This window comes from Pseudarthrobacter sp. PS3-L1 (genome assembly GCF_030063285.1).
Taxonomy (GTDB): Bacteria; Actinomycetota; Actinomycetes; order Actinomycetales; family Micrococcaceae; genus Arthrobacter.
This window is the reverse complement of record NZ_JASISU010000004.1, coordinates 12,037-29,663: the sequence shown is the minus strand read 5'-3', so window position 1 is coordinate 29,663 and position 17,627 is coordinate 12,037. Positions and strand designations below refer to the sequence as shown.

Annotated in this window: 17 protein-coding genes; 4 read left to right on the top strand and 13 right to left on the bottom strand. The window is 62.3% G+C overall.

The annotated features are described in order from the left end of the window. Nucleotides 1–94: 94 nt before the first annotated feature. Genes paaC through paaA form a run of 3 tightly spaced genes read right to left on the bottom strand, consistent with a single transcriptional unit; the run spans nt 95 to nt 2,324 of the window. Nucleotides 95–1,000 (bottom strand): 1,2-phenylacetyl-CoA epoxidase subunit PaaC, encoded by a 906-nt coding sequence (gene paaC, locus QMG79_RS11455; RefSeq protein ID WP_283538746.1) that lies wholly within the window; start codon nt 998–1,000, stop codon nt 95–97. Continuing rightward, nucleotides 997–1,299, bottom strand: coding sequence for a 1,2-phenylacetyl-CoA epoxidase subunit PaaB (gene paaB / locus QMG79_RS11450; protein WP_283539234.1), 303 nt, complete (start codon nt 1,297–1,299; stop codon nt 997–999). The genes paaC and paaB overlap by 4 nt, the downstream gene beginning before the upstream one ends. Before the next feature lie 50 nt (nt 1,300–1,349). Then, nucleotides 1,350–2,324 carry a 1,2-phenylacetyl-CoA epoxidase subunit PaaA gene (paaA, locus tag QMG79_RS11445; protein ID WP_283538745.1) on the bottom strand — a complete coding sequence of 325 codons (975 nt, stop codon included), beginning with the start codon at nt 2,322–2,324 and terminating at the stop codon, nt 1,350–1,352. A 222-nt stretch (nt 2,325–2,546) separates the two neighbouring features. On the opposite strand from paaA, the gene QMG79_RS11440 reads away from it, so the two are divergent. Further along, the gene (locus tag QMG79_RS11440; RefSeq protein WP_283538744.1) at nt 2,547–2,807 is read left to right on the top strand and encodes a GlsB/YeaQ/YmgE family stress response membrane protein; all 261 of its coding nucleotides are present in this window, start codon (nt 2,547–2,549) and stop codon (nt 2,805–2,807) included. 100 nt (nt 2,808–2,907) lie between these two features. Here QMG79_RS11440 and QMG79_RS11435 read toward each other — a convergent pair whose 3' ends face one another. Beyond that, nucleotides 2,908–3,153, bottom strand: coding sequence for a hypothetical protein (locus tag QMG79_RS11435; protein ID WP_283538743.1), 246 nt, complete (start codon nt 3,151–3,153; stop codon nt 2,908–2,910). A gap of 235 nt (nt 3,154–3,388) precedes the next feature. Between QMG79_RS11435 and QMG79_RS11430 the strand changes: the two genes are divergently transcribed. The 3 genes from QMG79_RS11430 (at nt 3,389) to QMG79_RS11420 (ending at nt 7,112) form a co-directional block, all read left to right on the top strand. Then, the gene (locus QMG79_RS11430; protein ID WP_283538742.1) at nt 3,389–5,632 is read left to right on the top strand and encodes a S9 family peptidase; all 2,244 of its coding nucleotides are present in this window, start codon (nt 3,389–3,391) and stop codon (nt 5,630–5,632) included. Nucleotides 5,633–5,706: 74 nt separating this feature from the next. Next, nucleotides 5,707–5,913 carry a hypervirulence associated TUDOR domain-containing protein gene (locus QMG79_RS11425; protein WP_283538741.1) on the top strand — a complete coding sequence of 69 codons (207 nt, stop codon included), beginning with the start codon at nt 5,707–5,709 and terminating at the stop codon, nt 5,911–5,913. A 2-nt stretch (nt 5,914–5,915) separates the two neighbouring features. Next, nucleotides 5,916–7,112, top strand: a complete 1,197-nt coding sequence (locus tag QMG79_RS11420; protein WP_283538740.1) for an NAD(P)/FAD-dependent oxidoreductase — start codon at nt 5,916–5,918, stop codon at nt 7,110–7,112. Here QMG79_RS11420 and QMG79_RS11415 read toward each other — a convergent pair. The 9 genes from QMG79_RS11415 to QMG79_RS11375 form a co-directional block, all read right to left on the bottom strand. Next, nucleotides 7,109–7,402: a hypothetical protein gene (locus tag QMG79_RS11415; RefSeq protein ID WP_283538739.1), complete on the bottom strand. Its 294-nt coding sequence runs from the start codon at nt 7,400–7,402 to the stop codon at nt 7,109–7,111. The two genes, QMG79_RS11420 and QMG79_RS11415, sit on opposite strands and share 4 nt — an antisense overlap. Before the next feature lie 102 nt (nt 7,403–7,504). Further along, the gene (locus tag QMG79_RS11410; protein ID WP_283538738.1) at nt 7,505–8,686 is read right to left on the bottom strand and encodes a glycoside hydrolase family 1 protein; all 1,182 of its coding nucleotides are present in this window, start codon (nt 8,684–8,686) and stop codon (nt 7,505–7,507) included. A gap of 54 nt (nt 8,687–8,740) precedes the next feature. Then, entirely contained in the window at nt 8,741–9,613 is an 873-nt protein-coding gene (locus tag QMG79_RS11405; protein WP_283538737.1) for an alpha/beta fold hydrolase, read from the bottom strand. Further along, nucleotides 9,610–11,313, bottom strand: coding sequence for an ABC transporter ATP-binding protein (locus QMG79_RS11400; protein ID WP_283538736.1), 1,704 nt, complete (start codon nt 11,311–11,313; stop codon nt 9,610–9,612). The genes QMG79_RS11405 and QMG79_RS11400 overlap by 4 nt, the downstream gene beginning before the upstream one ends. Beyond that, on the bottom strand, nt 11,310–12,227 hold the full coding sequence (locus QMG79_RS11395; protein WP_283538735.1) for an ABC transporter permease: 918 nt from the start codon (nt 12,225–12,227) through the stop codon (nt 11,310–11,312). Before QMG79_RS11395 ends, QMG79_RS11400 begins: the two co-directional genes overlap by 4 nt. Next, entirely contained in the window at nt 12,224–13,201 is a 978-nt protein-coding gene (locus QMG79_RS11390; protein WP_283538734.1) for an ABC transporter permease, read from the bottom strand. Before QMG79_RS11390 ends, QMG79_RS11395 begins: the two co-directional genes overlap by 4 nt. Before the next feature lie 6 nt (nt 13,202–13,207). Further along, on the bottom strand, nt 13,208–14,854 hold the full coding sequence (locus QMG79_RS11385) for an ABC transporter substrate-binding protein (protein WP_283538733.1): 1,647 nt from the start codon (nt 14,852–14,854) through the stop codon (nt 13,208–13,210). Between the two features lie 164 nt (nt 14,855–15,018). After that, nucleotides 15,019–16,119: a LacI family DNA-binding transcriptional regulator gene (locus tag QMG79_RS11380; protein ID WP_283538732.1), complete on the bottom strand. Its 1,101-nt coding sequence runs from the start codon at nt 16,117–16,119 to the stop codon at nt 15,019–15,021. A 176-nt stretch (nt 16,120–16,295) separates the two neighbouring features. Continuing rightward, complete coding sequence (locus tag QMG79_RS11375) at nt 16,296–17,291, bottom strand: MsnO8 family LLM class oxidoreductase (RefSeq protein WP_283538731.1); 996 nt, start codon at nt 17,289–17,291, stop codon at nt 16,296–16,298. Between the last annotated feature and the right edge of the window lie 336 nt (nt 17,292–17,627).

The following is a 17,627-nucleotide window of genomic DNA, read 5'->3' as shown; positions in this document are numbered from 1 at the left end:
CGCGTTGCGGCAGGCCGGCATCGACACTCACATGAGTCGACAGTCCCCCAGGTCAAGCTGATGAAGACATTCCAGGCCCCAACGTGGCGCCTTTTTACCAGCTGGCGCCCGGGTGCTGGCGGGCAAGGACCTGCATCTCTGCAAGGACGTAGCCCAGGTGCTCGGAGTGCCGGCCCTGACGGCCGCCACCCGGGGCAGCTGGGACGTCGGGAACGTCCAGATTTGCCTCGGCAAGAACCTGCGCAACCGCCCGGTCAAACTCCGGACGGAGGCTTGCTGGAAGCACAGCCACGCCGTCGGCTGCGAGGCGTGCCACAAGATCGTCATCGACAAAGAGTTCGCCGACATACGGCCACACCATGGACAGTCCGCGAATCATCCGGCGTCGTGATTCGTCTGTTCCCAGACCCAGCCGCAGCACCCACTGGGCGCTGTGGTCGCGGTGGTAATCCACCTCTTTGAGTGCCTTCGCAGCAATGGCGGCGATAGTTGTATCGGCGGATCCGGTTAGCGCAGAGTAGAGCGCAAACTGGTAGCAGCTGATTACAAGCTGCCTGGCAATGGTGACTGCAAAGTCCCCGTTGGGCTGCTCGAAAAGGTGGGCAGAGCGGAACTCCTCTTCGCCGCGGAAATAGGCCAGATCGTCTTCGCTTTTACCCCAGGCTCCGCCCGCATACGTCAGGAAGGACCTAGCGTGGCCAAGCTGGTCTAGGGCGATGTTGCCCAGCGCAACGTCTTCTTCCAGCTCTGGGGCACGCGAAATCCAGTGTCCCAGGCGTTGCGCCAGGATCAGGGCATCATCGCCCAGTTGAAGCGCATACAGGGCCGCATCTTCGGAGGGCCCGGTAGCCCCCTGGCGAAGCTGAAGGGAGATGTCCTCTGGCCGGAGTGCATTGCCCGGCGTGATGCGGGTGGCGCTTGCCGAACCATCCCCGCCGGCCACACCGGTAGAAATATCGTGGTGGCCCTCCGCGTGCTTTTTGGTTTCGCTGACCGTCACAGGTGCTTCACCCCTTCACTTTTGGTGTAATACGTGGCGTGGCGGTAGTCCTTGCCCTGCGGGGACTCAAAGAATGAGCCCTTGGAGTCGGGATCACTCGCAGCGATTGCCTCCGCGGGGACAACCCAAATCGACACGCCCTCGTTCCGTCGGGTGTAGAGATCCCGCGCGTTACGCAGAGCCAGAGCAGCGTCCGGGGCGTGCAAGGACCCGGCATGCACATGGCTCAGACCCCTGCTGGAACGGACAAAAACCTCCCAGAGCGGCCAGGCCGCACGCCCTTCGCGCGCCGCGGGCATGGGCGCTTCGGCACTTCCCTTGGCAGCCGAACCTGCTGCGTCCTGGACGCTCATGCTGCGCTCTCTGTTGCTACTGCCTGGCGTTCCGCATATGCCGCCGCCGCCTCGCGAACCCAGGCGCCGTCGTCGTGCGCGTCCCGGCGACGTTCCAGGCGCTGGGCGTTGCAGGGACCGCGGCCCGCGAGGACTTCCTTGAATTCCTGCCAGTCCAGCTCACTGTGTTCCCACATTTTGGTGTCCGCGTTAAAGCGGATCTCGCTGTCCGGTAGCGTCAGGCCCAGAACGCGGACCTGCTCCACCATCATTCCCACGAACCGGCTACGGAGCTCATCATTGCTGAAGCGCTTGATGTTCCAGGCCATGGACTGGCGCGAGTTGGGCGAATCATCATCCGGGGGCCCAAACATCATCAGCGATGGAGCGTACCAGCGGTTGACCGCATCCTGGGCCATCTGCTTCTGCTCCGGAGTGCCCTGGGAAAGTTCTAGCAGGATCTCGAAACCCTGGCGCTGGTGGAAGGATTCTTCCTTGCAGACACGCACCATTGCGCGCCCATACGGACCGTAGGAGGCGCGGCACAACGGCACCTGGTTGCAGATCGCCGCACCATCGACCAACCAGCCAATGGCACCCATGTCCGCCCAACTGCGTGCCGGGTAATTGAAGATCGACGAGTACCGGGCCTTGCCGGCAATAAGGTCAGCCATCATCTGATCACGTGACTGGCCAAGGGTTTCAGCTGCCGAATAAAGATAGAGGCCATGGCCAGCCTCATCCTGGACCTTGGCCATCAGTATTGCCTTGCGCTTGAGGCTGGGAGCGCGTGAGATCCAGTTCGCTTCCGGCTGCATCCCAATGATCTCCGAGTGCGCGTGCTGTGAAATCTGGCGCAACAGGGTTTTTCGGTAGGCGGCCGGCATCCAGTCCCGCGGCTCGATCCGGGAGTCCTGTGCGATGATCCGGTCAAAGTTTGCCTGGCCGTCCGTATCCACGTCCGTCTCAACAAGCACTGGTTGCGCTTCCATGGTTGCTCCTCATTCGCGTCAGGTATGGATGGATTATTTACCGACCGTTCGTTCAGGATATGCGGAAGTGCGTCGGGATACAAGCACAGGTTCCGCTGCTACCGCCGCCAAAGGTCGCCCACAAGGGGCCGCCTCCATCCGGCTTGCCTGGGAGAGCACCCTAGACTTGACCTATCCCCAACCGAGGGCACCTCCCCCGGCACCTGCAGAAAGGACCACCCCATGATTGGCTTCATCGTTTTTGGACTCGTCGTTGGCGCGCTTGCCCGATTGATCAAGCCCGGAAAGCAGAACCTTGGACTCTTGGCCACGCTCCTGCTTGGACTGGCAGGTTCCGTCATTGGCGGCGTCATTGCGTCGCTGTTGGGCACCGGCAACATCTTCGAACTCAACTTCCTGGGTGCAGTGGTCGCCATTATCGCGGCAGTCTTGCTGGTGGGAACGGCCGAGGCTATTTCCGGTCGGAGCAAGTCCTCGCGCTAGAAACCAAGCCCCAGAACACACAGGACCGGCCACCTCGCAGCAATGCGGGGTGGCCGGTTTTGCATGGTCAGCGCTGGTGACTGGACTGCCCCCGGTCAGGCTAAGGCCAGATGGGTCCAAATCTCGGGTCCGGGTGGGCCAGCTCAGGTCCGGGATCCGGCAGGGGCAGCGGCTCCGGTGGGGGTGACGGCATGCCGCCCGGATCTGCCGGACTGCCGGGCCGGACAAAGAGGTAGGCATCGGGATCAGGAAACTCTCCGGGTGCCTGCCCTGGCTCATCAACCATGAAGTCCGGTCCTGGTTCCGGTGGGAACGGCTGGGATTCATTTACATGTGGCAGATTCATAAACGCTGTCCTTCGGATGGTGTTCCGGGGTGTGGACGAAATCCCACCCTACGCTCCTGCGCAGCCAGCGAACAGGCGTGGCGCCAAGGTGCCCTGCACCGCGTTGCCCGGCATGCCGTCTCGGCATCCGGCCACGATCTCTCTGGAATTCCCCGAAGGCCGGTCCCGCACGCCACGACTCCCCCGGTAGCGAACGGGCACGCAGAGGGGTTGCCCGGCTCTATAGGGTAGATCAATGACGCCCTCATTCCAGCCCAGCACTCCCGAATCGTCCCTCGACCCAGCACCCCAGCCGCCCGTAGCCAAGCACGTTGCCACGGAGCGCACGCATCATGGGGACACCTTCGTGGACAACCTTGAGTGGCTGCGCGAAAAGGACTCCCCGGAGGTCGTTTCACTGCTGGAAGCCGAGAACCTCTACCAGGAATCCGTCACAGCGCACCAGGAACCACTGCGCCAGGAAATCTTCGCCGAGATCAAGGGCCGCACCCAGGAAACTGACCTCTCTGTTCCGCACCGCAAGGATGGATGGTGGTATTACAGCCGCTCCGTCGAAGGCAAGGAATATGGCATCCAGTGCCGCGTCCTCGCCACCAATTCCGGTGACCCCATTGCAGACTGGACACCACCCGCCGTCGAACCCGGCGAGGATGTTCCCGGCGAGGAAGTCCTCCTGGATGGCAACATCGAAGCAGAAGGCCAGCCCTTCTTCTCTCTTGGCGGGGCGGCCGTGAGCGTTGACGGGACACGGTACGCCTACGCCGTGGATAACTCAGGCGATGAACGGTTCACGCTGCACGTCAAAGACCTCACGTCCGGCGAGTTGCTGCCGGACGTGATTGAGGACATCTTCTACGGGGTGACCTTCTCCCCCGACGGCACCCGCATCTTCTACACGGTGGTGGATGATTCCTGGCGTCCCTACCAGGTCAAATCCCACACCCTGGGCACGCCGGTGAGTGAGGACGTGGTCATCCACCAGGAGGACGACGTCGCCATGTGGCTCGGCTTTGAGCTGTCCTCGGACCGCCGCTACCTGGTGCTCAGCATCGGCTGCTCGGAATTCAGTGAGACCCTCCTGATGAAGCTGGATGACCCGGAGGCGGCACTGACCACAGTGATCTCCCGTGACGCGCGGGTGCTCTATGAGGCGGAACCGTTCCTCCTGGCTGCAGCGGATGGCACCGTCTCCGAGCAGATCCTGCTCACCCACAACCGGAACGCGATCAACTCCATGGTGTCCCTGGTGGCTCCCGATCAGCTTTCACTGCCTGTTGAAAAGCAGGACTGGCGCACGGTGGTGGCGCATTCGGACGACGTTCGCGTCAACGGCGCCGGCCTCACCGCAAGCCACCTCGTGGTGTCCGTCCGCCAGGACACGATTGAACGTGTCCAGTTCATCGGATTGCGCGGGCTCGGAACTCCGGAACAGGAACAGCCCGTGGAGCCGGCCTTCGATGAGGAGCTGTACACGGCGGGCGTCGCGGGATCCGACTTCAACGCACCCGTGGTCCGTCTGGGCTACACGTCCTACTTCACGCCGTCGCGCGTTTACGACTTTGTCCTTCCCACCCCTGTGCTACCTCAGGGTGAGCTGCTTTTGCGCAAGGAAAATCCGGTCTTGGGCGGTTATTCACCAGCGGACTATGTTGCCACGCGTGAGTGGGCCACGGCAGCGGACGGGACCAGGATTCCGCTCTCTGTCCTGCGCCACGTCAGTGTGGCGCAGGACTCCACCGCGGCCGGACTCGTCTACGGTTATGGCTCCTATGAGATGAGCATGGATCCCGGTTTTGGGATAGCCCGGCTGTCGCTGCTGGACCGGGGCATGGTGTTTGTGATCGCCCACATCCGCGGCGGCGGTGAGCTGGGGAGGCACTGGTATGACCAGGGCAAGAAACTGGCCAAGAAGAACACCTTCACGGACTTCGTGGACGCCACCGACTGGTTGGCAACGTCCGGCTGGGTAGACGCTGGACGGATTGCGGCCATGGGCGGCTCCGCCGGTGGGCTGCTGATGGGCGCTGTCGCCAACCTTGCACCGGAGAAGTACGCGGCCATTCTGGCGCAGGTTCCCTTTGTGGATGCGCTCACCACAATCCTGGATCCCGAGCTCCCGCTGTCTGCCCTGGAATGGGAGGAGTGGGGCAACCCCATCACCGATGCTGACGTGTATGCCTACATGAAGTCGTACACGCCCTATGAAAACGTACGGGCCGTCGCCTACCCCAAGATCGCTGCCGTTACCTCATTCAATGACACCCGGGTGCTCTACGTGGAGCCTGCCAAATGGGTGCAGGAGCTGCGAGCCACCAGCACCGGCCCAGAACCCATTGTCATGAAGATCGAAATGGACGGCGGGCACGGCGGGGCTTCCGGCAGGTATGTCCAGTGGCGTGAACGCGCCTGGGACTACGCCTACGTACTTGATGCAGTGGGCGCCACCGAGCTGCTCCCGGGTGCGGGCCTGCACGCCTAGCTCCTGGTATCCGTCCCCACTGCTAACCCTGCTTATCATGGGGGACGGATACCATCTGATCGAGGGAGCACACCATGGCGCTGGCCAAAGGAACCACAGTCGAGTGGAACACGCCCCAGGGGCCCACGCACGGCATCATCGTGGAGAAGAAAACCAAGGATTTCCAGCTCGACGGCAATACCCACCGTGCCAGCGAGGATGAGCCGCAGTATGTGGTGGAATCGGCGAAAACCGGCGCGCGTGCGGCCCATAAGTCCAGCGCCCTGACGGAAAAGAAGTAGCGGTGCAGACTCGCCACGACGTTCTTATCGTTGGCGGCGGCAATGCTGGCATCTCCCTGGCAGCCCGACTCAAACGCTATGGCGTGAAAAGCCTCGCTGTCATAGAGCCCAATGACAGGCATTACTTCCAGCCCCTGTTCTCCCACGTGGCTGGTGGCCGTGCCGACCTGGCCGAGACAGTGCGAACCCAAAAATCTGTGATGCCCCGCGGGGTGCACTGGATCCACGACGGCGCCGCATCCGTTGATCCCGACGCCCGCCTCGTCACGCTGAGGTCGGGCCGTCAGATTGCCTACGGCCACCTGGTTGTCTGTCCAGGGCTGCAGCTGGATTGGGACAGTATTCCCGGGCTGCCGGCGGCCATGGACTCTCCGCACGCCTCATCGCACTATGAGTATTCCCTCGTGGAAAAGACATGGTCACTCCTCAGCGCGGTCACCAGCGGCACAGTGATCTTCACGATGCCCTCAGGGCCCATCAAATGTGGCGGGGCCGCGCAGAAGCCGATGTACCTTGCCTGCGACTACTGGCGGGACAACGGTGTTTTGCAGGACATCCGGGTGGTCATGGTCCAGCCTTATCCGACGGTCTTCGGCATGCCCCAGGTGGATGCAGAACTCAACCGCAAAATCGCGGACTACGGGATAGAACTGTGGACCGACAGCGAGCTTGTTTCCGTCGATCCGCACAACCGGAGGGCAACGATCCGCAACAACAGCTCAGGCGATGTCCAGGATCTGGCCTACGAGGTCCTGAACGCCGTGCCGCCCCAGTCCGCGCCGGACTGCCTGAAGAACTCGCCTTTGGCGGCCACCGGCACCGCGGCCGGGTTTGTCGACGTCGACCCCCAGACACTTCGCCATGTCCGCTACCCCAATGTCTGGTCCCTAGGCGACGCCGCCGGCACGGACAACTCGAAGTCCGGCGGCGCCCTGCGGGAGCAGGCGAAGGTCCTTGCAAAGAACCTGGTCGCTGCCCGTGATGGCAAGCCCGCCACGAAACACTACGATGGCTACTCGGTATGCCCGTTTACCGTCTCGAAAAATACTGTGGTCTTCGCCGAGTTCGACGCCGATTACAGGCCCCAGCCCAGCATCCCCATGGTGCCGCTCTTCAAGGAAATGCGCGCTTCCTGGGTCATGGACCGGGATATTTTTCCGCAGATCTACTGGCGGCTGATCCTCAAGGGGCGCGCCTAGGCATTTTCGACGCGAACTGTTCCGTGCGCGCCGAGTACTCCGGCAGAACCGAGCACTCCTGGAGCGCCCAGCATTTCGGCTGCGCCAGATACTGTGGGCGCCTGCACCGGAGCCGGGGATGCGGCAGCGGCGAGCCGGGCATGCTCAGCGCCTACCGAAACCCCGCTGAGGGCAGGCAACCACGCCCAGCGGGTGATGTCGGCCTGCGCGTAGAGCGCCTCCTCCATACTGGGCTGCAGGAAAACGGCTTCGGCCCAGGCAATGACGCGTTCCCTCAGTGGTGTTCTCATGCGGCAAAGCTACGCAGCCCGTGTTGTGGGATTGTTTCCGGGCTGTCTCCGCCCAGTTAATCCTTCAGGACCGTCCGCTACTGCCGCAAGAACTGGTCCCGACTAGGCCGCAGGCAGTCCGTTGTTCTTGGCCACATTGCCCAGCCAGCCCAGGCTCGGCTTAGGAGTCCGCACAAACGTCTCGCGGTCCACTGCTATGAGCCCGAACGTTGGACGGAATCCGCTGGCCCACTCGTAATTGTCCAGGGCACTCCAGTGCTGGTAGCCCAGCACTTCCACGCCGTCTGCAATGGCGGCGTGCAGCCCGCGCAGCGCGCCATCGGTATAGGCAATACGGCGGGTGTCATCCGCCGTGGCAATCCCGTTCTCCGTCACCAGTACCGGGACCCCACCGCTGAGGTTAAAGGCACTGCGTACGCCAAGTTCAAGGGCCTGCGGGAAGAATTCCCAGCCGGTGAGCGTGGTGTCAACATCCTCGGCAACCGGCAGTGGCCCCTCCGGTCCAATGTAGGTTCGGGTATAGGCCTGCACGCCCACAAAATCATCGCCGGCAGCCTGTTCCAGGTACCAGTCATCGCGCGGGTAGCCGTAGTCGCGCAGCTTTTCATCCGCGCCCGGCTCACCCGTTGAGTGGAAGGCCTGGGTGGCGACTGTCCAGCCGGTTTTCAGGCCAGGAACACTCGCCAGGACCTCCCGTGAACGCTTGTGGGATTCCAGCAGGGCGTCAGCGACACCCAGGTCTGGGTTAGGCAGTCCGAACGCCACCAGATTGGATGCGTCCTCTCCCCCAGCCAGCATGGCCGCAATGTTCGGTTCGTTGATGGTGCAGACGTAGTCCACCCCCTCGGATACAACAGGCAGGACCGCTTCGGTATACCGGGCAAAGAGGTCCGCGGCATCGTCTGCACGCCAGAAGCCATCGTTCTGCATCCACGCCGGCACGGTAAAGTGCATCAGCGTCACAGTCGGGTTGAGCCCAAACTCGTGTGCCGCGTCCACCATCCGCCGGTAGTGGTCAATCTCTGCCCGCGAGAAAAACCCTCGTTCCGGCTCGATCCGCGCCCACTCAATGCTGAACCGGTACGAGTTCAACCCGGCGTCGGCCAGCAGCACCATGTCCTCACGGTAGCGGTGGTAGCTGTCCATCGCGTCTCCGCTGGGTTCCACAATGGTGGTGTCCTTGGCGTGTTCCATCGCCCACCAGTTGCTGTTGACGTTGTTGCCCTCGATCTGGTGGGCTGCCGTGGCGGCGCCCCAGAGGAAACCATCGGGAAAAGTGAGCACAGTACTCCTTGTATTGCAGGTACGTATTGCAGGTGGCGTGTATTGCTGGGTATGTCAGGGGATGCTGGTGGCCGGATGCTCGGCCCAGAACCGATCAAGGACAACCGCAGTGGCAGCCGGTGCTTCCACCTGCGGTGAGTGTGCCCCACCGGGGATCACGGCGTAGCCTGCCCCCATCCTTGCGGCCATGGCGCGCTGCCAGTCGGTGGGCCAGGCCTCGTCATCTTCGCCATGCGCAATCAGCACGGGAAGCCCGGTACCGGCGATGTCCCCGCTCTTGTCGCTGTGGGTCCGCAGGATCTCGGCACCGGCCAGCAGGTTCTCACTCTTTGTCCGTGCGGCACGCAGGCGCAGAAAGGCCTCATCCTCGGTCAACAGCTCATCCGCCACGCCTACCGTATGTGGATTGTCCCGATTCCACAGTCCAATGCTGCCGGCTTCTGCCACCGTCGCGGTCGTATCCGAATGCCTGCCCGGCCACCCGTGCGGGCCGGAACAGAGCAGCGTCAGGCTCAGGAATGCTGCTGGTCCGGTCATCACGGCTTCGGGTGCAACGATGCCGCCAAAACTGTGGCCCACCAGGTGGACCCGTGCGCCGTTGCCCACCACGGCCGCAACTTCCAACACATCAGAGGCGAAAAGCTCCAGGGCGTAGTTTTCGACTCCTTCTGGTCCGGCGGAATCGGCCTGGCCGCGCTGGCTGTAGGCCCACGCATCCCAGCCCTGGGCGGCCAGCAGCGGCAGGAATGTGCGGAAATCCTCTTTGGATCCGGTGAAGCCCGGCACAAAAAGGACTGTTCCCCGCGGCGTCCCCGCAGGGCTCGCGTGATACCCCGTCAGTTGCCCAACCCCCACCGGGATACCGACGATCAGGACGCCGTCGGGCGTTTCATAGTCGCCAAAGGCTGCGATCTCGGGGAGGCTCATGCCACGCCGTCCCTGGCGCGGGCGGGGTTGGGTACTGCATCCAACAACCTGATGGTGTACGGGTCAACGGGGTGCTGAAGTACCTCGGCTGTTTTGCCGCGCTCCACCACCTTGCCGCCGTTGAGTACCATGATGTTGTCCGTGACGAGTCGGGCGCTCAAGAGGTCGTGCGTGATGTACAGCATGCTTACGCCCCACTGTTCGCGGAGGTCCTCCAGTAGGGCGAGGACGCCTGCCCGCAGCGACACATCAAGCATAGACACTGGCTCGTCAGCGATGAGTACCTGCGGGTTGCTCGCGAGCGCACGGGCAATCACCACGCGCTGGCGCTGGCCACCGGACAGCTGGTGAGGCAGCTTGGCGGCGAATTGTTCCACCGGCGCCAGGCCCACCGTCTCAAGCAGTTCCAGCACCCGGGTCCGCGCTTCCTTGCCGCGCAGGCCACCAAAGTTCACCACGGGCCGCGTCAGCGTGTACTCCACCGTATGCAGTGGGTTCAGTGCCGAATACGGATCCTGGAAGATCATCTGGACGTTCTTGTGCAGCTCGCGCATCTGGCGCCTGCCAAGCCGCGCAACATCAAGGTCACCGAAGGTAACCGCGCCTGACGTCGGCTTCTCAACACCCGTGATCAGCTTCGCGATGGTCGACTTGCCACTTCCGGATGCACCCACCAGGGCAAGGGACTGGCCCGGTTCCAACGTAAAGGTGACATCGTCGACGGCGGTGACCGGCTGCTCGCCGCGGCGCGGCGGCGGATAGATCTTGGAGACGCCGTCGACGACGATTGCAGAGTCCGCTGAACGACCCTCCCGCTGCGCGGCACGAGCTGCGCGGGTGGCACCCGGGGCACTTTCGGCGTCGTCCGCTACCGGACGGGTCCGGTGCGTGAAGCCTGGCAGTTCAACAACCTCGGCACGGGGGTCTGCGTAGTGGCTGAGCAGCATCCGCGTGTAGTCATCCTGCGGGTTCTCCAGCACGTCACGGCTTGGAGCGTCTTCCACGATACGGCCCTGGTGCATCACCAGGACGCGTTGGGTAGATTCCAGGACAACACCAAGATCGTGGCTGATCAGGACTGCGGTAAAGCCCTCGGACTTCTGTAGCGACTTGATGGTCTCCATGATGGCCTGCTGGACCAGAACGTCCAGGGCCGTGGTGGGCTCATCAAAAACCATCAGCTGGGGCTCCAGCGAAAGGGCCAGCGCAATGGATACGCGTTGGCGCATACCTCCGGAAAGCTCGCCGGGGAACCTGGCCAGTGTCTCCCTGGTGAGCCCTACCTTCTCGATGAGCTCAACCTGACGGGAGTCCCACCTGCCTTTCTCGACGTGGCCATGTGCTTTGAAGATGTCGATGAAGTGGTTGCGGATGGTGCGTACCGGGTTGAGCGCGTTCATGCCGGACTGGAGCACCATGGCGAACCCGCCCTGGCGCTGCTGGCGCAACGATTCCTCGTCGAGTTCCCTGATGTCCTTGCCGCGGAAGTTGATCTGCCCACCGTTGGTGCGGGCGGGCGGCTTCTGCAGGCGGGTCATGGCAAACCCTAGGGTCGACTTGCCGGAGCCGGACTCACCGACCAGGCCCACAAACTCGCCGGCCTCCAGGGTAAAAGAGACGTGGTCTACGGCCTGGACGGCAACAGCGCCGTTGGATTCATAAACGACGGAGAGATCCTTGACTTCAAGAATGGGGTTCATCGTGACTTCCCTTCACGCAGGCGTGGGTTGCTGATGGCGTCGACACCGAAGTTGATGAGCGTGAGGCTCAGTGCAAGAAGTGCAATGCAGAGGCCGGGGGCGAACAGGAGGATCCATTGGCCCGTCAGGAGGGCGTTGGAGTTCTGCGCCCAGTAGAGGATGGTGCCCCAACTGACAATGCTCGAGTCGCCGAGGCCCAGGAATTCGAGGCCAGCCTCGGCCAGGATGGCGCTGGTTGCGGCGCCGAAGAAGCCACCGGCAATGATCGAGGTCATGTTGGGCAGGATTTCCTTGAACACAATGCGCCAGGCGGGTTCGCCGGAGAAACGGGCTGCTGTCACGAAATCGCGTGAGCGTAGCGTCTGAGTCTGGGCGCGGAGCACCCGGGCACCCCAGGCCCAGCCCGTGATCACAATGACTGCCACGATCATGACCAGGCCACCGTTTTGCAGGTAGGCGGCAATGACAATCATCAACGGCAGGCCGGGGATCACCAGGAAGAGGTTGACGATGAAGTTGATGACATCAGCCCCAAAGCCCTTGATGTAACCCCAGCTGAGGCCAATCACAATGGCCACGATCGTGGAGAGAATGCCGGCGATGAAGCCAACGGACACGCTGATCTGCGAACCGTAGATCAGTTGGCTGAGGACGTCCTCGCCGGCGGCGGTGGTGCCGAACCAGTGCGCGGCACTGGCGTCCGCATTGCGTTCAAAACCATCCTGCGTCGCCGAATAGGGGGCCAGGAGTGGCGCAAAAATTGCCACAAACACAAAGCACGCCAGGATGATCAGTCCGAGTCGGGACTTCCAGTTCGCCCAGAGAGTGCCTGCTGAACGCGTGAAGAACGCAAATTTGCTCGGTGGTTTTGTTATCTCTGCCTTGACGCTCGGGATGTTCTGCGTGCTTGTCATCGTCGTGTCCTTGGGTCGAGTACCCCGTACATGATGTCAACGAGGAAGTTTGCGATCAGCACGCTCACGGTGATCAGGAGGAACAGCGCCTGCATCAGCGGGTAATCCTGGCCAATCACGGCGTTGAAGAGAAGGAAACCGATACCTGGGTAGCCAAATACCTGCTCCACGAGAACGGAGCCGCCCACCACACCGCCCAGGGCAAGGCCGAATCCCGTGAGGTTGGGAAGGATCGCGTTCCTGGCTGCGTAGCGGATGGCCACCGTGCGGCCCCTCAGCCCGTTGGCCTCGGCAAATGTCACGTAGTCATCACCTAGCGTGTTGATCATCGCGTTGCGCATGCCGATGATCCAGCCGCCGAGTGACGTGATGAGGATTGTGAGCGAGGGAAGGGCTGCGTGATACAGCACGTTCGTGAAGAAATCCCACGTCAGGGCTGGGCTGGCTGTTGGTCCGAAGGCGCCGGAGGTTGGGAAGAGGTGCAGGACGTACCCCATGAAAAACAGCAGCAGCAGCGCTGTCCAGAAGTAGGGGAAGGTGCTTGCGAAGCTGCCGGTCAGGGTAGGCAGCGCATCAAGCCAGGTGTTGCGCTTCCATGCCGTCAGCACGCCGATCAGTGTTCCGACAACAAAGGCAATAACAGTCACCAGCCCCACAAGGATCACTGTGTAGGGGAAAGCTTGCCCGATCATCTCGGAGACGGACTGCGGGTAGAAAGTATAGGAGACGCCAAAGTTCAGGGTAAGGACCTGGTGCAGGTAGCTAAAGTACTGCTCCAGGATGTTGCCGTTGGGCACACCGAGCTGGGCTTCAATGGCTGCCCGGGTGGCATCGGTGACGGGCCCGTTCTGGGCCAGCTTGGCAATCGCGGCATCTGTGGGCGAACCGGGCATCAGCCGCGGCAGGAGGAAGTTGAGCGTGATGGCCGCCCAGAGCGTGAGCAGGAAGAGGCCAATTTTTCGAAGGACGAACATAGCTGTCTATTCACCGTCCTTATCGGCCAGTTTGAGCTTGGTGAAGACCAGCAGCGGACTCGAATCGTAGGTCTGCGGCGGTGCATAGGGGTTTTCGGCGGTGGGCCAGCCGGTGAACTTGGAGGTGTTGTAGAGACCCCAGAGTCCGCCGTAGTAGAGGCCAATCACGGGAAGCTGCTGGTACACAACTTTCTGTAGCATGCGGCTGATCTCCACTTGCCTGGCCGGATCAACAGTCTTTTTGTACTCGGCAAGAAGGGCATCGGTGTCCGGGTTGCGGTACCGCTCGAAGTTGCTCGGTGCGAGCTCGCCGTTGGGGGCATAGAACTCACTGGAGAGCAGGCTGTTGTAGGCCTGGAAAACATTGCCGCCACCCATGCCACCCATGGCAACCTCGTAGTCACCGTTCTGGATGGCCTGCTGATAGCCGGCGGGCTGGGGCTGTTGGACGGTGATGTTGATGCCGAACTCGCTGAGCTGCTTACGTACTTCCTGGACGGCACGCAGCCAGTCGGCATAGCCATTGGCTGTTGTGACGGAGAAGGTAAACGGTGCGCCCTTTGCATCCACCATGGTGCCGTCCTTGAGCGTGTAACCGGCCTTGGCGAAGGCCGCAAGGGCAGCATTCTTGTCCTGGCCCACTACGCCTTGATCCGGAATGTCTGGATTGAGTTCAGCGTCCTGGTTGGGCAGCATGAGACCGGTCTGGCCTGCCTTGGTCATGTATTCCTCGGTGGCGGCAGCGGCGATCTTGTCTTTGTCCAGTGCCAGTGCCAGGCCCTGGCGCAGGTCCACGCTGTTCCACGGAGCCTTGTCCAGGTTAGGCACCAGGCTGATCACGCCGCCCGGCGGGAACCAGTTCTTATTGTCTGGATTGGCTGCGCCCCAGGTTCCGTCCACGTTGCTCATGAAGGCGTAGGCCCAGTCAAAACCCTTTGTGACAATATCCAGCTCGCTCGTGGCCGCCGGCAACACCAGGTGCTGGATTTCCACTTTGTCGGCCTGCCAGTAATCCTGGTTCTTGTTCATGGTGTACTGCTGTGAGGAGAAATTGCCCAGTGTGAACGGGCCGGTGCCCACGGGATCCTCATCGCGAAAGGTATCCGGGGTTTCCACGTCTTTCCAGATGTGTTCGGGAACAATGAGGGTCTGTGAGATCACGTCAGCAGCCGGCGCATCCTCTTCTTTGAGGTGCACGATGACGTGGTCCTCGGTGGCCTCAACACTGTCGATGTGCTGCCAGGCGCCCTTGATGTCCAAGGTGGGGTACTCCTTGATCAAGTTCAAGGTGAACACCACGTCTGCTGGCGTAAAGGCCTCCCCGTCAGACCATGTGACTCCTTGGCGGATGGAGTAGTCGATGGTCCGGGCATCCGGGAGAGTCACCTCCTCGGCAAGCCAAGGAGTCTGCGTACCGTCGAGGACATTCACGGCCGTTAGGGGCTCGTAGACGTAGCTGGCTGCGACGCGCTTGTTGAAAAGGTACGGATTGAAGATCTTCTCGAACATGGGCGAACCTTTATCCGCCGCGAGGAGCATCGTATCGTCCGGGATGGATGGGTCCGGCTCGCTCTTGATCTGGATGCTGCACCCACAGACAAGCATGAATACAGCAGAGATTCCGGCGATCACCGACAATCGTCTGGTTCGCATTTTCGAGTTCTTCATTGACACTCTTGTTTCCTCATGTCTTCTCTGTCACGAGGCAGTCCGTATGGGCTGCATTGTTTCGGATGCCAGCTGCATCCACTTGTTGATACCGAGTGTATGCGCATACATTCACGTCCCGCAAGACCTGGATTCAGCTTTCTCGGTGGCTACTGACGCTCTGAACTCTCGCGCAGGAGGACCCGGACAGGGAGCCTGATGCTTTCTGGTCCAGATTCTGGATTATCGAGCCGCCGCTGCATGAGCTGGATGGCAACACGGCCCACCAGCTCCATCGGCTGGTAGACGGTGGTAAGGCGTGGGGAGGACAGATTGGCAGCTTCAATGCCGTCAAAGCCCGTGACCACAACGTCCTGCGGAACCCGCACTCCGGCTTCCTTGAGTGCATCCAGGACGCCAAGACCCATCTGGTCATTGGCGCACATAACGGCCCGCGGCATCCGCGGCGAGGCAAGGAGTTCGACGCCGGCACGGCGTCCCGACTCTCGGGTGAACGTCCCGCGGTGTCGCCTCGCCGCAGCAGGATCCATCTCCCGCTCGCGGAGGGCAGCAACAAAACCCGCCCAACGGTCGGTGTCATCGGGGGAATCTTCCGGGCCCCCAACATAGGCAATGTCCCGGATTTCCAGGTCATCAATCACATGTGCGGCCAAGGCGTGCATGCCCTCATCGTTGCTGACAGAGACGTTGTCGAAAGGTCCACCGTGGGATCTGCTGGCGAGCACCACAATGGGAATTCGCCGGGCAAGCTGTTCGAGTGCGGCGTCCGGAACAGTCTGGGCGAGCACCAGAAGGCCATCGACGCGGCCAGCCATGTCCCGGGCCGCATCAGCAGCGAGATCCCCGCGGCCCACGGCCACCGTCAGGGCAAACCCACGGCGCCAGGCTTCCAGTTCGGCCCCGCGGAGCACCTCGTCGAAGTAGAGGTTGAGTTGGTGGGAATCGGGGGTCGCGCCCACGTCGTTCACCAGCGAATAGCCTGGTGCGCCGTCGGCGGCAAAGTCACTGAGTTCAACGAGGTCGTCCATGGCGTCGAAGCCTGGGAAGTAAAGTCCTAGCGCGCCAGTGCGCCTGGCGGCGAGGCTTCGGGCGGAGCCGCTGGGGACATATCCGAGATCCCGGACCGATGCCATGACACGTTCCCGCGTCGCTTCACGGACCTCCGCGGGCCGGCGCAGTACCCGCGAAACAGTTGCTATCGAAACGCCGGCGTCAGCAGCGACGTCGTAAACGGTTGGTGCCTTGACCACGTGCAATCCCCTCGCCTGGTCTTTGTTGTTTTCCAACGTGTGGACGTGGCCGTCGCACTGCACACCAGCGGAAAGCCAGTTCCCAGCCTAGACCCCGTTTTCGACGCGCACACTACTGTGTGCCACAGGCAATCCGGCTGCGCGGGGTCATTGCCGCCTCGAAAACAGCCGTACTGCTACCTCCACAACCCTGCAAGGAGCACGTCGGATCTGTCCTGGGCGCCGACGTCGAACATTCCCCCGGTGACCAGCAGCTCCGCTGCGCCAGTGAGCTTCAGGAGATCCTCGATCCGGGACTTGACCTGCCCTGGGGTGCCATGGACGGTGGCGGCAAGGTTTGTCTCGATTCGCTGGCGTTCACTCGCGGTGAAGGCCTGCAGGTCTGTCTCATCCACCGGCGCCAAGGGGGCAAAAGAGCCGGTGGAGCGGGATCTGGCCAAGGCGACGGCCTCCGGCAGCACCAGTTTCCGCGCCGCGCCTGCAGTGTCGGCAACACCCACGTTAATGGACACCATCACGGTTGGAGCGGCCAAAAACTGCGAAGGTTGGAAGTTCTTGCGGTAGCGCTCCAGTGCGGGGATTCTTCCTTCTGCATCGGTTGTGGTCAGGGCCGGTCCACCCAGGACAACGCCCAGTCCAGCCTTCGCTGCGACGTCAATACCCGTGCTGGTGGCCAGGATGAATACCGGAAGGTCGGTGGTCAGCGCGGGCCGGGACGTAATGTTTGCAGTGCCAGCCAGGTAGCCCAAAACCTGGTTAATGTCTGCAGCGAACTCGGCGGCTTCCTCGGCACCTGCGCCCAGGGCGTTGCGGACCGCCGGAGTGAATCCCAGCGACCGGCCCAGGCCAAGGTCCACCCGGCCGGGAAAGAGCGCGGCCAGGGTCGCGGCCTGTTCGGCCACTACAAGGGGTTGGTGGTTGGGCAGCATGATCCCGCCGGAGCCCACCCGAATAGTGGCGGTACGCCCTGCCAGCGCGGCCATCAGGATCGCGGGTGCCGAGCCCGCAATTCCGGGCACCCCGTGGTGCTCCGCCACCCAGAACCGGTGGTACCCCAACTGTTCTGCCTGCTGTCCCCGGACGACGACGGCGGCAAGGGCTTCGGCGTCAGAGGAACCGGCGCGGGTATTGGCTCGGTCCAGGATGGAAATGCGGGGAGAACTCGAAGGCATACCTTCTAGAACCAGTGCTGGCCTGCAGGAATTCCGGCACCGGTTCAATGCCTCGCCTAGCCTGGCCTCGCCTCGCCTCGACCGCGGAAAAGTGGGTCATGCGGGGCAAGACAAAGATCGGGGCCCTTTCGCTGAGGGACGTTCAGTCACTACCGGTCCAGAACAACTCGACCAGCCACGCGCTGCTCTCGCTCCGCCTGGTCTGCGCCTGTTCTGCACGTGTCCTGCGCGCTCGATGACCTTGAGCAGGCAGTAGCCTGTCAGGTAGCTAGCCCACAGGCAGCTAAAAAGTCTTCACTGCTGGTTCCACATTCGGTCCCCCTAGGCCCCCGCGGA

Excerpts from the sequence above, each read along its gene's own strand:
- QMG79_RS11395 (WP_283538735.1), bottom strand. The coding sequence starts at position 12,227 with ATGACAAGCACGCAGAACATCCCGAGCGTCAAGGCAGAGATAACAAAA.
- QMG79_RS11435 (WP_283538743.1), bottom strand. The coding sequence starts at position 3,153 with ATGAATCTGCCACATGTAAATGAATCCCAGCCGTTCCCACCGGAACCA.
- paaB (WP_283539234.1), bottom strand. The coding sequence starts at position 1,299 with ATGCCCGCGGCGCGCGAAGGGCGTGCGGCCTGGCCGCTCTGGGAGGTT.
- paaA (WP_283538745.1), bottom strand. The coding sequence starts at position 2,324 with ATGGAAGCGCAACCAGTGCTTGTTGAGACGGACGTGGATACGGACGGC.
- QMG79_RS11385 (WP_283538733.1), bottom strand. The coding sequence starts at position 14,854 with ATGCGAACCAGACGATTGTCGGTGATCGCCGGAATCTCTGCTGTATTC.
- QMG79_RS11425 (WP_283538741.1), top strand. The coding sequence starts at position 5,707 with ATGGCGCTGGCCAAAGGAACCACAGTCGAGTGGAACACGCCCCAGGGG.
- QMG79_RS11440 (WP_283538744.1), top strand. The coding sequence starts at position 2,547 with ATGATTGGCTTCATCGTTTTTGGACTCGTCGTTGGCGCGCTTGCCCGA.
- QMG79_RS11430 (WP_283538742.1), top strand. The coding sequence starts at position 3,389 with ATGACGCCCTCATTCCAGCCCAGCACTCCCGAATCGTCCCTCGACCCA.
- QMG79_RS11415 (WP_283538739.1), bottom strand. The coding sequence starts at position 7,402 with ATGAGAACACCACTGAGGGAACGCGTCATTGCCTGGGCCGAAGCCGTT.
- QMG79_RS11405 (WP_283538737.1), bottom strand. The coding sequence starts at position 9,613 with ATGAGCCTCCCCGAGATCGCAGCCTTTGGCGACTATGAAACGCCCGAC.
- QMG79_RS11400 (WP_283538736.1), bottom strand. The coding sequence starts at position 11,313 with ATGAACCCCATTCTTGAAGTCAAGGATCTCTCCGTCGTTTATGAATCC.
- QMG79_RS11390 (WP_283538734.1), bottom strand. The coding sequence starts at position 13,201 with ATGTTCGTCCTTCGAAAAATTGGCCTCTTCCTGCTCACGCTCTGGGCG.
- QMG79_RS11375 (WP_283538731.1), bottom strand. The coding sequence starts at position 17,291 with ATGCCTTCGAGTTCTCCCCGCATTTCCATCCTGGACCGAGCCAATACC.